Below are 14,324 nucleotides of genomic sequence, written 5' to 3'. Positions count from 1 at the left end.
TTAATTTTATCCTAACGTTTAAACATTCCCCCTAAACCACCAAGACCGCCCAAGCCTCCGCCCATTAAACCTTGCATACCCCGCATCATTTTCGACATTCCGCCTTTACGCATTTTTTTCATCATACGTTGCATTTCATCAAATTGTTTGAGTAATTTGTTCACATCTTGCACTTGTGTGCCGGAACCTAATGCAATGCGGCGACGTCGGGAACCTTTGATAATGTCGGGATTGGCACGCTCTTTTAAAGTCATAGAGTTAATGATCGCTTCCATTTTGATGAACATTTTATCGTCCACTTGGTTTTTAACGTGATCTGGTAAATTCTTCGCACCGGGGAGCTTTTCCAACATGGACATCATTCCGCCCATTTTTTTCATTTCGATCAATTGTTCACGGAAATCATCAAGGGTAAAGGCATCACCTTTCTTGAATTTCTGCGCCATTTTTTCCGCTTTTTCGCGATCTACCGAACGTTCAAGATCTTCGATAAGGGAAAGCACATCCCCCATGCCTAAAATACGAGAGGCGACACGATCCGGGTGGAATGGCTCAAGAGCATCGGTTTTTTCCCCCACACCAAGGAATTTAATCGGTTTACCTGTAATTTGATGGATTGACAATGCCGCCCCGCCACGGGCATCGCCATCTACTTTGGTGAGGATTACGCCGGTGAGCGGTAATGCTTCATTAAACGCTTTGGCGGTGTTTGCCGCATCTTGCCCCGTCATCGCATCAACGGTAAAGAGGGTTTCGATTGGATTTAATGCACTGTGGATTTGTTTGATTTCATCCATCATTTCGCCATCTACGTGTAGGCGACCGGCAGTATCCACGATGAGAACATCATAGAACTTGAGTTTGGCTTCTGAAAGGGCGGCTTTGGCAATCTCTACCGGATTTTGTTTGACATCTGATGGGAAGAAATCCACGCCTACGGATTGTGCCAAAGTTTCCAATTGTTTGATTGCCGCAGGGCGGTACACATCGGCAGAGACGACCAATACTTTCTTTTTATGGCGTTCACGCAAGAATTTTGCCAATTTTCCCACGCTGGTGGTTTTCCCTGCACCTTGTAAACCTGCCATTAAAATGGCTGCCGGGGGCTGGGTAGCAAGATTTAAGCTTTCATTTGCTTCACCCATGGCTTTTTCAAGCTCACGTTGTACGATTTTTAAGAATTCTTGCCCCGGGGTTAAACTTTTATTGACTTCTTCGCCTAATGCGCTTTCCTTTACTTTTGCGATAAATTCACGCACCACCGGTAATGCTACATCGGCTTCCAACAATGCCATACGCACTTCACGTAGGGTTTCTTTAATATTATCTTCCGTTAAACGACCTTTCCCCGTGATATTGCGTAAGGTTTTCGAAAGGCGATCAGATAAATTCTCAAACATTCTTAATCCTGTTTTTTCATCAAAAATTGTCGTGATTATACCGAAATCTAGGCGTTTTTCATCATTTCAAATAAATTTATAGCGAATTCGGAATCAGAACGTTAAAATAATAACAATTCCTAACAAGAGACAACGATTATGTGGTTTGCCGTTTTTTCGATTTTGTTTTATTTAATTAGCGCATTAATGATTGCGCCATTGCTTAACTCTTCGGATAACGAAAAACGCCGTCCGAAAAAAACATTATTCTTTTTGACCGCACTTTTAGCCGTCGTATTCCATCTGATAAGCCTTTATCCTGCATTACAGGAATTAGCCTTAGAACGTAAGTTTAGCTTAGTTGAAATCAGTTCATTAATGAGTGTAAATATTGCGATTTTGGCAATATTGGCTATGTTGGTGGTAAATTCTATGTGGTTTTTATTGCCGATTGTGTTTTCCTTCTCTATTTTTAATGTGGTTTTAGAGACATTTATGCCAAGTCATATGATTCAGTTATTAAATCAGGATTCTGCTATGTTATTTCATATCGGCTTATCCATTTTCACCTATGCGGTATGTTTTATTGCGACGCTCTATGCTATTCAAATTGGTTGGATTGATCACCATTTAAAAGCCAAAAAAACGCTGTTTCCACCGGTTATTCCTTCGCTCATCACGGTTGAACGCCATTTCTTCAAGTTATTTGCCATCGGGGAATTGCTTCTCACATTGACCTTAATTTCCGGTGTTTATCATTCTATCAATGTACTTACGGCAGAAAATATTCATAAAGCCGGATTTTCATTTTTGGCTTGGTTGATATTTGGCGTAGCACTTTTTGGTCATTGGCGATTAGGATGGCGTGGAAAAAGGATGATTATTTACGCTATTTCAGGTATTATTTTTCTCACGATTGCTTATTTTGGTAGTCGGTTAATTTAAAAATAGGGCGAACAGGGATTCGCCTTTATTATTGAGCCGTAGGTTTGTGAAATGAAGTGTGAGTAAAATTTTACGCACAAAAATATTTGCAACTCCACAGATCTTGCAGATTTATACAACTTACGGATGATGATTAACGAATAAAAAGGATCAACCCTTGGACAGTATTCCCCTTAGTACTTTATTTATCACTCTCATTATCTGTTTAGTTTTATCGGCGTATTTTTCCGGCTCGGAAACCGGCTTGCTTTCGCTGAACAAATATCGCTTACGTTTTCTTGCCGAACAAAATAATAAAGGGGCGAAAAAAGCTGAAAAATTGCTTAAGAAGCCCGATACCTTGTTAAGTTTCATTCTTATTTTCAATAATCTTGTCAATATTAGTGCCTCAGCTATTGCGACAATGATTGGGATGCGTTTATATGGCGATGCCGGTGTGGCGATAGCAACAGGGTTATTAACCTTTGTTATGCTGGTTTTCTCTGAAATTTTCCCGAAAACCGTTGCGGCAATGTACCCTGAGAAAGTCGGGTTATTTTCAAGCCATATTTTATCTTTTCTGCTAAAAGTCTTTTATCCACTCGTTTGGTTAATGAATATTTTTACGAAATCCTTAATGAGATTAATAGGGCTAAAACCGGATATGCAAAAACAGGTGATTAGCCATGAAGAATTAAGAAGTATTGTGACTGAAGCTGGAGAAGCTACGCCTGATGAGCAACATCCTCAAATGTTACTTTCCATTCTTGACATGGGCACTGTCACCGTAGATGACATTATGGTGCCTCGCAATGAAATTGGCGGTATTGATATTGATGATGAATGGAAAGCAATAATGCGTCAGCTGAATCATGCGGCGCATAATCGTGTGGTGCTGTACAAAGGAAGTTTAGACGAGAATGTATTGGGTATTTTACGTGTACGTGAAGCTTTCCGTTTATTACTTGAGAAAAATGAATTTACTAAAGAAACCTTAATTCGAGCTACGGACGAAGTGTATTTTATTCCGGAAGGCACGCCATTGAAAACGCAGTTAATGAACTTCCGTGCAAATAAAGAGCGTATAGGCTTAGTTGTAGATGAATATGGTGATATTAAAGGCTTAGTGACCTTAGAGGATATTCTAGAAGAAATTGTCGGTGATTTTACCACTTCTACTGCGCCGACTATTGACGAGGAAGTGGTACAACAATCAGACGGCTCAATGCTTATTGACGGCTCGGCGAATCTGCGTGATTTGAATAAAATGTTTGGGTGGGAATTAGATACCGAAGATGCCCGCACCTTCAATGGTTTAATTCTTGAACACTTAGAGGAAATTCCTGATGAAGGCACAGTTTGTGAAATCGAAGGTTTGCAAATCACTATTCTTGAAGTGGCAGATAATATGATTAAACAGGCTAAAGTCGTTAAACTTTAAGACTAACAAAAAACTGACCGCACTTTTGATTTGGATCATAAGTGCGGTTTGTTTTTACACCGTTTTTTATCAAGCTGTCTATAATTCATCTAATTAATTCTAGGTATAAGGATGATATGGAACAAGTGTATCAACGGGGCGTGACACGTGCTTGTGTACAAACAGCATTATTGTTGTTACAACATGGGGCGGAAAGCACGGTGGTGGTGCAAATGGCACAACGTTTAGGAATCGCTCTTGGGGTGGAAAGTGTAGAATGTGCCCTTACGGCAAATGCGGTGGTGATTACAACCCTTTCAAACCACCATTGCATTACCACAGTACGAAAAAATACTGATAAAGGCATCAATATGCAAATGGTGACTGAAGTACAGCGTATTGTGATTGCGGTAGAGCATAAATTATACAATTTGGATCTGGCACAGAAGAAACTAGATAATTTAAATCCTTTGAAGTATCACCGTGCTTTGGTGGTGCCGATGATTGGTTTATCTTGCGCCTCTTTTGCACATCTGTCGGGAGGCGATTGGCTGATTTGCCTCATTACTTTTTTTGCTTCCTTCGTGGCGATGTTTGTCCGGCAAGAATTATCAAAACATCATTATAATCCGATTATTGTTTTTGCGATTACGGCGTTTGTGGCTTCCCTCATTTCCGGTGTTAGTTTGAAATATCAATGGGGAAATGATCCGCAAATTGCTTTAGCTTCCAGCGTGTTGTTGCTTGTACCGGGATTCCCATTAATTAATTCGTTGGCAGATATTTTAAAAGGCTATGTCAATATGGGGTTAGGGCGTTGGACAGTTGCCACCGTTCTGACCTTTGGGGCTTGCCTTGGTATTGTGTTGGCATTAAGTGTGTTACATATCACGACATGGGGGCATTAATGATGATGTTTCTATTGAGTTTGTTTGATGATATGGTTTTTGCCGCCATTCCGGCGGTGGGGTTTGCCTTAGCATTTAATGTGCCGCTTAAGGCGTTAAAATATTGTGCGACTTTAGGGGCATTAGGGCATGTAACACGCACATTACTTTTACACATTAATGTGCCTATTGTTTTTGCAACCTTTTTTGCCACTTGTGTTATCGGCTTTATTGGCGTGCATTTATCACACCGTTATTTGGCACATCCAAAGGCATTTACGGTGGCGGCGATCATTCCCATGATTCCGGGCGTGCATGCTTATAAAGCGATGATTTCGATAGTACAAATTCATCACTATGGTTATTCTCATGAACTTTTGGAGCAAATGATCAGCTCATTTATTAACACCGCCTTTATTTTAGGGGCGTTGGTTTTTGGGCTTGCGTTGCCCGGATTGATTTTTTATCGCCAAAAACCTGTGGTATAAATCCTCACAGATTAAAAAAACACGCATTTTTGCATAGCATCATTGCGTGTTTTTTCTCATTATTCTTTTGTGATTTGTTTATCTTCCGGCAAAATTAAATTCAATATCAATGCCAATAGTGAGCCAACCGTAATGCCTGATCCCAATACCTCTTTGAAAAAGTGCGGTAATTTATCAAGCAGTTCCGGACGGGTGGTGACCGCTAAACCGCAACCGATTGAAATAGCAATAATTAAGCCATTGCGTTTGCTACGTTCCACTTTATCCAACATTTGAATTCCCGCGGCAATAATCATGGCGAACATCATTAAGCCTGCACCGCCGAGTACCGGTAGAGGGATAGAGACGATTAATGCACCAAATACGGGGAATAATCCTGCTAATGCCAATAACACACCGGTTAATGCGACCACATGGCGACTTGCCACGCCGGTTAGAGAAATAACCCCGATATTTTGAGAGAATGAAGAAAACGGTGTGGTGGACATAATCGCCGCTAAAGCCGAGCCTAAACCATCTGCCAATACACCGCCACGTAAATGTTTACCGGTAATTTCAGTATTAGTGGCATTTCCCAATGCAAGGAAATTGCCGCTAGATTCAACGATTGTGACCAAATAAGCAATGGACATTCCGATAATACCTGAAATAGGGAAGGCAAGCCCAAAGTGAAGCGGTTGGGGGACAGCAAAGGTTTGGGCGTTTTCCACACCGTCAAAATTCACCCAACCTAAAATAAGGCAGAGAACATAGCCTGTCATCATTCCAATTACAATAGCGGCAGCGGAGAAAATACCTTTCCCCCATTGAACCAACGCAACAACGATAACCAAGACAAAACTTGCCATCATCAAATTTTCCGGCGTGGCATAATTGGCATCACCACGCTGACCGCCGGCAAACCAATCCACCGCAACAGGAATTAAGCTCAAGCCAATCATCATCACCACTGTGCCGGTGACAACCGGTGGGAAAAGTTTACGAATATAAGGCATAAAAAAGCTACCGATAATCATCACTAAAGAGCCGACCAAGGAAGCCCCTAAAATCCCTGCGACACCATAATCGCTGAAACCAATAGCGAGGGCGGCGGCGACAAAGGTAAAACTGGTTCCCATCACACTGGGTAAGCGAATACCAATTGGACCTAGACCACGACATTGAATCACTGTGACCACGCCGGAAATTAATAATGCAGCGTTCACTAATGTGATCGTATCTTCTGTGGGGAGTTTTAAAACATTCCCGATCACCAATGGCACGGCGATAATTCCCCCCAGTGCGGCTAATAAATGTTGTACGGCAAGCAATAAACTCAATCCAAAAGGCGGTTTATCTTCAACGGAGTAGAGGAGTTGGTTGTTCATATTTTGGGTCCTTATGTAAAAGAAAGCGCGAATTATACGTTAAAGTGCTATATAAGGAAAACGTTTGCTTTTGTAGAGTAAAAGTGAGGTTGAGATTATCGGTATTATGTAGCAGTTGCACAAATCTGTTTTGGGGGAGGGACACACTGCGTGTGTCCGAATTTTAACCTATTGAAATGATTGGGCTTTATAACGGATACACGCAGTGTGTCCCTACATGTCGTTTAAATTTCTACTTTTGTGCATTTGCTACATAATACTGAAAATTATGCTGATTTTTAACCGCACTTGATGAATTACCTAATCCTAATCAAGAGCGAGAAAGGGGGAGGCTGCACTGTGAACTATAATCCCGATACCGGTAATCGTCCAGCCAATAATGAGTGCTTCCGCCCCACTACTTCTGCCATATTTTGTGGCAGGCTGAAAATACCTGAGCCAATCATTGAGATTAATACTAATGCCGTCATAGACAGTAAGCCAATTTTTGTTTGACATAATGCTTTCCTAAAAAATGATAAAAATTAAATAGATAGAATCGTTTTCACATATTGTTGCAAAGTGGGGATAACTTCTTGTTCAAACCATGGATTTTTTTGTAGCCAAAGTTGATTGCGTGGTGAAGGGTGAACTAACGGAAAAAAGTGCGGTAGAAATTCACGGTAGTTTTTCACTGTTTCCGTCACATTTAACATATTTTGCGGTAAATAATATTTTTGTGCATATTGCCCGATCAACATCGTCAGTTTGATATTTGGCAAGGTGGCTAAAATTTGAGGATGCCATTTTTCCGCAAAGCCTTTGCGTGGCGGCAAATCGCCGGATTTGCCTTTACCCGGATAATAAAAATCCATCGGAATAACGGCAAACAGTCCCGAATTATAGAACGTATCACGATCAACGCCCAGCCATTCACGCAAGCGATCACCACTTTTATCGTTCCAATAAAGGCGTGTTTGCTCCGCTTTTATACCGGGTGCTTGACCGACAATATTAATTCGGGCAGTAGTGGGGGCGGCAAAAAGCGGTTCGATATGACGTTCGGTGAAAGATTGATTTTGAGGATCGGCAATAATTGCCGCTTTAATTTGATTGATTGTTTGCATAATTTATCCGGTTTATCTTGTTTTATGATTTTTGTTCATTGATAGATAGGGAGCTTAACCCGATTTTTCCACTGACGCCTTAATATGCCCTGTGCCGATCCTGCAACAATCGCCAATAATGGTCGCCCCAACTTATGCCCCATACTGCCGTCATAAAATGATGATGGCTGACATTTTGCTTTCCTTAAATTTGCTAAAAAAAGACCGCACTTTAAGGTGCGGTCGTATTTGATGAAGTTTATACATTGAAACGGAAATGCATCACATCGCCGTCTTGCACAATGTAATCTTTCCCTTCTAAACGCCATTTGCCTGCTTCTTTTGCACCATTTTCACCTTTGAATTGGATAAAATCTTCATAGGCGATAACTTCGGCACGAATAAAGCCTTTCTCGAAATCCGTGTGAATAACGGCAGCGGCTTTTGGTGCGGTCGCGCCTACGGAAACGGTCCAAGCTCGCACTTCTTTTACACCGGCGGTGAAATAGGTTTGAAGATTTAATAAGGCGTATCCGGCACGAATCACACGGTTCAAGCCAGGTTCTTCAATGCCTAAATCTTGTAAAAATTCTGTTTTTTCTTCATCTTCCAATTCCGCAATTTCCGCTTCAATGGCGGCACAAACCGGCACAACCACCGAGCCTTCTTTTTCAGCAAACTCACGAACTTTGTCAAGATACGGGTTGTTTTCAAAACCGTCTTCATTAACATTGGCGATATACATGGTCGGTTTTAGGGTTAGGAAGTTATAGCTTTTAATCGCATGAAGTTCTTCTTTATCAAGGGGAACAGAGCGAATCATTCCAGCCTCGGAAAGCACCGGGAGAATTTTTTCCATCACTGAAAGTTCAAATTTCGCTTCTTTGTCGCCGCCTTTCGCACATTTTTGTAAACGCTGAATAGCGCGTTCGCAACTATCTAAATCGGCAAGCGCAAGTTCGGTATTGATGGTTTCAATATCGTTTAGCGGATCAATTTTTCCGGCAACGTGTACAATATCGTCATTTTCAAAACAGCGAACAACATGCCCAATCGCATCGGTTTCACGAATGTTTGCTAAGAATTTATTACCCAAGCCTTCGCCTTTACTTGCACCCGCCACTAATCCTGCAATATCTACAAACTCCATCGTGGTTGGAAGTACACGCTCCGGTTTAACGATTTCCGCAAGGGCATCAAGGCGGGGATCCGGCATTGGGACAACGCCTGTGTTTGGTTCAATCGTACAGAACGGATAATTTGCCGCTTCAATACCTGCTTTAGTGAGCGCATTAAAAAGGGTGGATTTCCCTACGTTTGGTAAGCCCACGATACCACATTTAAATCCCATATTTTTTCCTTATATTGAATCAAAAAAGTTGCGAAAATGACCGTACTTTTAAATTTTAAAACTATTTAAACGGTTGGTGGCTTTCACCATGCCGTCTTTAAAAATCATTTCCACGCAATCTGTGGCTTCATCAAGGGCTTTTTCAAGGGCTTGACGATCGGTCGGAGAGTGCTTGTTAAGCACATAACTGGCAACCAAATCACGATGTCCCGGGTGCCCGATGCCTAAACGTAAACGATGAAAATTGTTGTTATTTCCCAATTTCGCCACAATGTCTTTCAAGCCGTTATGTCCACCGTGTCCGCCACCCAGTTTGAGTTTTGCGCTACCCGGCGGTAAATCCAGTTCATCGTGAATCACCAGGATTTCTTCCGGTTGAATACGATAAAATCCGCTCAAGGCAGCCACCGCTTTACCGCTTAAATTCATAAAGGTGGTTGGCACAAGCAAACGGACTTCTTTTCCGTTCACCAAAGTGCGGGCGGTTTTACCGAAGAATTTGTTTTCAGGATTAAGCGTGGTATTGAAACGATGGGCTAAACGTTCTACCAACCATTCACCGGCATTATGGCGTGTTTCGGCATATTTATCCCCGGGATTGCCAAGTCCGACGATGAGTTTAATTTCAGACATATTGCGTAATGATTAAAAAATAGTGGCGTATTGTAGCTAAATGCAGGTAAATTCTCAATCTATAACGCAAGAACAAGCACTCCCGCTAAAATCAAGAGTCCTCCTATGATGAGTTTCAAACTTAGGGGTTCACCTAAAATGACAACGCCCAAAATAATGGCGATGACGACACTCAGTTTATCGATAGGTGCGACCCAAGAGGCGGGGGCGAGTTGCAAGGCTCGGTAATAGCATAACCAAGATAATCCTGTTGCAATACCGGATAATATTAAGAATGTGAAGGGTTTTGTAGCGATTTGTTGTGGTAATTGCCATTCATTACGGGCGGAAATAATACCGGCGGTGACGAGCAATACTACAATGGTGCGTATAAACGTGGCAAGATTGCTGTTTATGCCTTCCACGCCCAGTTTGCCTAAAATCGCCGTGAGCCCTGCAAAAAATGCCGAGCCAACGGCAAAAACTACCCAGTTCATTTTGTTTCCTTATTTATCGTTAAAATTATTCACAAACTCGATTACTTGTTTGTTAGTCTCTATTGGGATCATTGACAAAGACAACGCTCAAAAAACGTTGTTTTTTGTGACCGATCTTTTCCGCTATAATAGCCCAAAATTTTAAGATGAAGAAACCTATGATGAGCCAGATTAATATTGAAATCGCCTATGCCTTGCCGGAGCGCTATTATTTAAAAGATTTTCAGGTAGAAGAAGGCACGATGGTGCAAAGCGCCATTTTGCAATCCGGTATTTTGCAACAATTTACCGACATTGACTTGCGTGAAAATAAAGTCGGGATTTTTAGTCGTCCGGCAAAATTAACCGATATATTGAAAGAAGGCGATCGCATTGAAATTTATCGTCCGTTATTAGCCGATCCGAAAGAAATCCGTCGTAAACGTGCCGTAGAACAAGCCGCTCAAGCCAATAAAGAAAAAGGAGTCCAAAAATGACCGCACTTTCCCAAGCCGATTTTTGCTTACCCGAGAATATTACCCCTGAAATTTTCTTGCGGGATTATTGGCAGAAAAAGCCCCTCATTATTCGCAATGGCTTGCCTGAAATCATTGGGCAGTTTGAACCGCAAGATATTATTGAATTGGCGCAAAATGAAGACGCCACTGCACGCTTGGTGAAAACCTTTGCCGATGATGATTGGAAAGTATTTTTCAGTCCTCTAACAGAACAGGATTTTAAACATTTACCGCAGAAGTGGTCGGTGCTTGTACAAAATCTGGAACAATGGTCACCGGAACTGGGACAGCTTTGGAACAAATTTGGTTTTATTCCCCAATGGCAACGGGATGACATTATGGTGTCTTATGCGCCCAAAGGTGGTTCGGTGGGCAAACATTATGACGAATATGATGTGTTTTTAGTGCAAGGCTATGGTTGCCGCCGTTGGCAGCTGGGAAAATGGTGTGATTCCAGCACGGAATTTAAACCGAATCAGCCTATTCGTATCTTTGATGATATGGGCGATTTAGTGATTGATGAAGTGATGAATCCGGGCGATATTCTCTACATTCCTGCCCGTATGGCGCATTATGGTGTGGCGGAGGAGGATTGCTTAACTTTTTCCTTTGGTTTGCGTTATCCGAATTTGACTCATCTCATTGATGGCATCAGTAAAGGTTTTTGTCATCAAGATCCAGATTTGAATTTAAGCGAATTTGATTTGCCGCTTCGCTTAACGCAATCAGCGCAGCGTAGCGGAAAACTTGCCGATGAAAACATTCAGATGATGAAACAACAACTGTTGGATAAACTTTCCCATTCTGAAGCCTTTGATCAATTATTCAAACAAGCGGTGGCAACAGCGGTGAGTTCACGCCGTTATGAACTCTTGGTGTCTGAAGAAATGACTGATCCTGAAGATGTGCGTGCTGATCTGGAAGACGGAGCATTACTTTGTCAGGATAATAATTGCAAGTTGCTTTATACGGAAAATCCCCTTCGCATTTATGCTAACGGTGAATGGTTGGATGAATTAAATTTGATTGAAACGGAAGTGTTGAAACGCTTAGCAGACGGTGAATCCTTAGATTGGGAATTTTTAACGGATTTAACGAACGAAACGGAAGAGCCGGCAACCGCGATGGAATTATTGTTAGATTCAGTTTGTAACTGGCTGGACGATGGCTGGGTGCTATTAGATGAATATGTCTGAGAATATTTATTCCGTATCCCAACTTAACAATGTGGCACGCCAAATGTTGGAAAACCATTTTTCCCAGATTTGGCTGACGGGGGAAATTTCTAATTTTACCCAACCGGTGTCGGGGCATTGGTATCTCACGTTAAAAGATGAAAATGCCCAGGTACGTTGTGCCATGTTTCGGATGAAAAATTTGCGTGTCGCATTTCGTCCGCAAAATGGTATGCAGGTTTTGGTGCGAGCCAATGTGAGTTTGTACGAGCCACGTGGTGATTATCAACTCATCATTGAATCTATGCACCCAGCAGGTGAAGGCTTGTTGCAACAGCGATTTGAAGCTCTGAAAATGAAACTGGCGGCAGAAGGACTTTTTGCCCAAAATCTTAAGAAAAATTTACCGCACTTTAGTCGAGCCGTCGGGGTGATCACCTCATCTACCGGGGCGGCATTGCAAGATATTTTGCACATTTTGGCTCGCCGTGATCCGAGTTTGAAAGTGGTGATTTACCCCACCGCTGTGCAGGGGAAAGAAGCTGCAGCTGAGATTGTGCAGATGATCGAACTGGCTAATGCACGGCAAGAAGTAGATGTGTTGATTGTCGGGCGAGGGGGCGGTTCCTTAGAGGATCTGTGGTGTTTTAATGAAGAATCTGTTGCTCGTGCTATTTTTCGCTCGACTTTGCCAATCATTAGTGCAGTTGGACACGAAACCGATGTGACCATTGCGGATTTTGTTGCAGATCTCCGTGCGCCAACGCCTTCTGCCGCGGCAGAATTAGTCAGCCGAAATCAAGAGGAGCTACAACAACTCTGCCATCAGCAACAGCGCTTAGGTATGGCATTTGACCGCTTATTTACCGAAAAAGGCCAACGATTAAAACAGCTTATATTGCGCTTGCAAAATCAGCATCCACAGAATCAATTACGTATTCAGCAAGCAAAGAATGCACAACTTGCACAGTGCTTACATTTTGCGATGCAACGTCAATTTGAAAAAACGCAGCAAAAATTGACCGCACTTTCTCTTCGTTTAGCGCAAAATCCCTTACCTTATCGTATTCAACGCTATCAACAACAATTAGTGCAATTACAAGGGCGATTACATTTCAGTGCAAGCCGCCACTTGACGGAACATCAAAATAGGCTGGCGATATTATGTGGAAAATTAGATGGATTAAGTCCCTTGAAAGTGTTGGCTCGTGGTTATTCCATTGCAACAACGGAACAAGGAAAAGCTATCACAAGTATGAATGACGTTAAACAAGGGGATGAGATCACGACAAAATTTGCTGATGGAAGTATTCGTAGTCGGGTTGTGTGAAATTTAGATGAAATTGATTGATAGAGTCATTGTAATGTTTTTTAAGAAAAAGTGCGGTTTGTTAACCGCACTTTGTTTTTTATGATTCCTATTTTCTTCGCCATATGCTCTTTATTAATATTCATTTTGCTATCCTTTCGAAATTCAGTGAGTAGAAAATAGTCGTACTGAGCACTCTTGACGTTTGTTTTATTGACCTCCGGAAATAGCATCAAGCCAGTTGATCAAAGTTCGTTTTTGTTCATTGTTCATTTGTTGCCAATGATAATCAAGGCGAAAACGTAAAGCATCATTATGTATGGGAACATAAAGAGTATCTTCTAAGTTAAGTGCTTTACTATCACTGAAAAACCAATCAATAGGTGTATCTAAAATAATAGCTATATCCACCAGATGATTCACATTCATTTTGGTTGCTCCCCGTTCATAACGAGAAAATTGTTGTTGTGATACCCCGATTTTTTCAGCTAACACTTCGGCACTGATACCCAATTCTTTACGGCGGAGTTGAATTCGCTTGCCGATAGCAATATCAGTTTCTGCTGCGGTAAATCTTGCCATGTTATCTCTCATTGTGTGAAATCAGTATTATTTCCATTGTTTGTGACAATATGATTTCAAGTTACTCAATGAATGATATTTTTTCTTATTTATTAAAAATAGTTGATTGTCTTGAGGTTGTAATATTATAATTTAACTCAACCAATGATTTTTTCGTTAATCCATAATCTTGTTTTTGGAGATTTAATGGAAGGATAGCTGTTGCTCTAGCATTGGGAATTGTATTAATCACAAGTAGTAATCTTTAAGCCAAGTCCGTCGGATATTGCTAAAACAATAGCTATGTTTTTAGGAGGCTCCATAGGAAGTGTTTTGGGGAAAAGATTACTGAACTTTGTTGGCTAAACGTCAAGCTAAAAATATCGACAAAGTCGCTCTAGAAGTAGATAAACACACATAACTTCATTATTTTGGATATGAGTATGCTGCGCCGTTAATATCAAAGAGGATATTCGGCGCGGCATTGTTGCCTGATTTTTTAACAAAGGTAAAGCTATTTTTTACTCGGCTTGCACGCCGTAATGACGGTGGTTGCAAATTTGCTCGTGTTGAGCGTTTAACTGATGACTATAGACCAACAAACTGCACAATGAAACCATCATAGCAGGTAAATTTTCTACTGGTGATGAATAATAGCTTTAGAGGTTTATATTTTAGTCTAAATGACTGGCTCTACTATTCCGTTGGTAGCATATATACCAAGATAAATAGCTATTATTCATAGGTTATATCAGGAAATTTTACACTGAAA

At 41.4% G+C, this 14,324-nt stretch carries 15 protein-coding genes; 7 read left to right on the top strand and 8 right to left on the bottom strand.

What is annotated here, in order from left to right:
• Positions 1-11: 11 nt before the first annotated feature.
• Positions 12-1,400, bottom strand: a complete 1,389-nt coding sequence (ffh, locus tag BKK47_RS01965; protein ID WP_077493245.1) for a signal recognition particle protein — start codon at positions 1,398-1,400, stop codon at positions 12-14.
• A gap of 138 nt (positions 1,401-1,538) precedes the next feature.
• On the opposite strand from ffh, the gene BKK47_RS01960 reads away from it, so the two are divergent.
• The 4 genes from BKK47_RS01960 to BKK47_RS01945 all read left to right on the top strand — a co-directional run bounded on the left by BKK47_RS01960 (position 1,539) and on the right by BKK47_RS01945 (position 5,098).
• Entirely contained in the window at positions 1,539-2,324 is a 786-nt protein-coding gene (locus BKK47_RS01960) for a cytochrome C assembly family protein (RefSeq protein ID WP_077493244.1), read from the top strand.
• A 157-nt stretch (positions 2,325-2,481) separates the two neighbouring features.
• On the top strand, positions 2,482-3,744 hold the full coding sequence (locus tag BKK47_RS01955; protein ID WP_077493243.1) for an HlyC/CorC family transporter: 1,263 nt from the start codon (positions 2,482-2,484) through the stop codon (positions 3,742-3,744).
• A gap of 116 nt (positions 3,745-3,860) precedes the next feature.
• Complete coding sequence (locus BKK47_RS01950; RefSeq protein ID WP_077493242.1) at positions 3,861-4,631, top strand: threonine/serine exporter family protein; 771 nt, start codon at positions 3,861-3,863, stop codon at positions 4,629-4,631.
• A gap of 5 nt (positions 4,632-4,636) precedes the next feature.
• Positions 4,637-5,098: a threonine/serine exporter family protein gene (locus BKK47_RS01945; RefSeq protein WP_143529570.1), complete on the top strand. Its 462-nt coding sequence runs from the start codon at positions 4,637-4,639 to the stop codon at positions 5,096-5,098.
• Positions 5,099-5,157: 59 nt separating this feature from the next.
• On the opposite strand, the gene BKK47_RS01940 is transcribed toward BKK47_RS01945, so the two are convergent.
• The 6 genes from BKK47_RS01940 to BKK47_RS01920 form a co-directional block, all read right to left on the bottom strand.
• Positions 5,158-6,465, bottom strand: coding sequence for a nucleobase:cation symporter-2 family protein (locus BKK47_RS01940; RefSeq protein ID WP_077493241.1), 1,308 nt, complete (start codon positions 6,463-6,465; stop codon positions 5,158-5,160).
• 306 nt (positions 6,466-6,771) lie between these two features.
• Positions 6,772-6,963 (bottom strand): hypothetical protein, encoded by a 192-nt coding sequence (locus BKK47_RS12560; RefSeq protein ID WP_162273575.1) that lies wholly within the window; start codon positions 6,961-6,963, stop codon positions 6,772-6,774.
• 26 nt (positions 6,964-6,989) lie between these two features.
• A complete protein-coding gene (locus BKK47_RS01935) occupies positions 6,990-7,571 on the bottom strand; it encodes a uracil-DNA glycosylase family protein (RefSeq protein ID WP_077493240.1) in 582 nt (193 codons plus the stop codon).
• Between the two features lie 238 nt (positions 7,572-7,809).
• On the bottom strand, positions 7,810-8,901 hold the full coding sequence (ychF, locus tag BKK47_RS01930; RefSeq protein ID WP_077493239.1) for a redox-regulated ATPase YchF: 1,092 nt from the start codon (positions 8,899-8,901) through the stop codon (positions 7,810-7,812).
• 48 nt (positions 8,902-8,949) lie between these two features.
• Positions 8,950-9,534 carry an aminoacyl-tRNA hydrolase gene (gene pth / locus BKK47_RS01925; RefSeq protein WP_077493238.1) on the bottom strand — a complete coding sequence of 195 codons (585 nt, stop codon included), beginning with the start codon at positions 9,532-9,534 and terminating at the stop codon, positions 8,950-8,952.
• Positions 9,535-9,593: 59 nt separating this feature from the next.
• Positions 9,594-10,010 (bottom strand): EamA family transporter, encoded by a 417-nt coding sequence (locus BKK47_RS01920; RefSeq protein WP_077493237.1) that lies wholly within the window; start codon positions 10,008-10,010, stop codon positions 9,594-9,596.
• A gap of 161 nt (positions 10,011-10,171) precedes the next feature.
• Between BKK47_RS01920 and BKK47_RS01915 the strand changes: the two genes are divergently transcribed.
• The 3 genes from BKK47_RS01915 to xseA are packed head-to-tail and all read left to right on the top strand — an operon-like array spanning position 10,172 to position 13,012.
• Positions 10,172-10,486 (top strand): RnfH family protein, encoded by a 315-nt coding sequence (locus BKK47_RS01915; protein WP_077493236.1) that lies wholly within the window; start codon positions 10,172-10,174, stop codon positions 10,484-10,486.
• Positions 10,483-11,703 (top strand): ribosomal protein uL16 3-hydroxylase, encoded by a 1,221-nt coding sequence (locus tag BKK47_RS01910; protein WP_077493235.1) that lies wholly within the window; start codon positions 10,483-10,485, stop codon positions 11,701-11,703. Before BKK47_RS01915 ends, BKK47_RS01910 begins: the two co-directional genes overlap by 4 nt.
• On the top strand, positions 11,696-13,012 hold the full coding sequence (xseA, locus tag BKK47_RS01905) for an exodeoxyribonuclease VII large subunit (RefSeq protein WP_077493328.1): 1,317 nt from the start codon (positions 11,696-11,698) through the stop codon (positions 13,010-13,012). Before BKK47_RS01910 ends, xseA begins: the two co-directional genes overlap by 8 nt.
• A 189-nt stretch (positions 13,013-13,201) precedes the next feature.
• Here xseA and BKK47_RS01900 read toward each other — a convergent pair whose 3' ends face one another.
• Complete coding sequence (locus tag BKK47_RS01900; RefSeq protein WP_077493234.1) at positions 13,202-13,573, bottom strand: helix-turn-helix domain-containing protein; 372 nt, start codon at positions 13,571-13,573, stop codon at positions 13,202-13,204.
• Positions 13,574-14,324: the final 751 nt, after the last annotated feature.

This window comes from Rodentibacter mrazii (assembly GCF_001998825.1).
GTDB lineage: Bacteria > Pseudomonadota > Gammaproteobacteria > Enterobacterales > Pasteurellaceae > Rodentibacter > Rodentibacter mrazii.
This window is presented reverse-complemented; position numbering and strand designations above follow the sequence as displayed.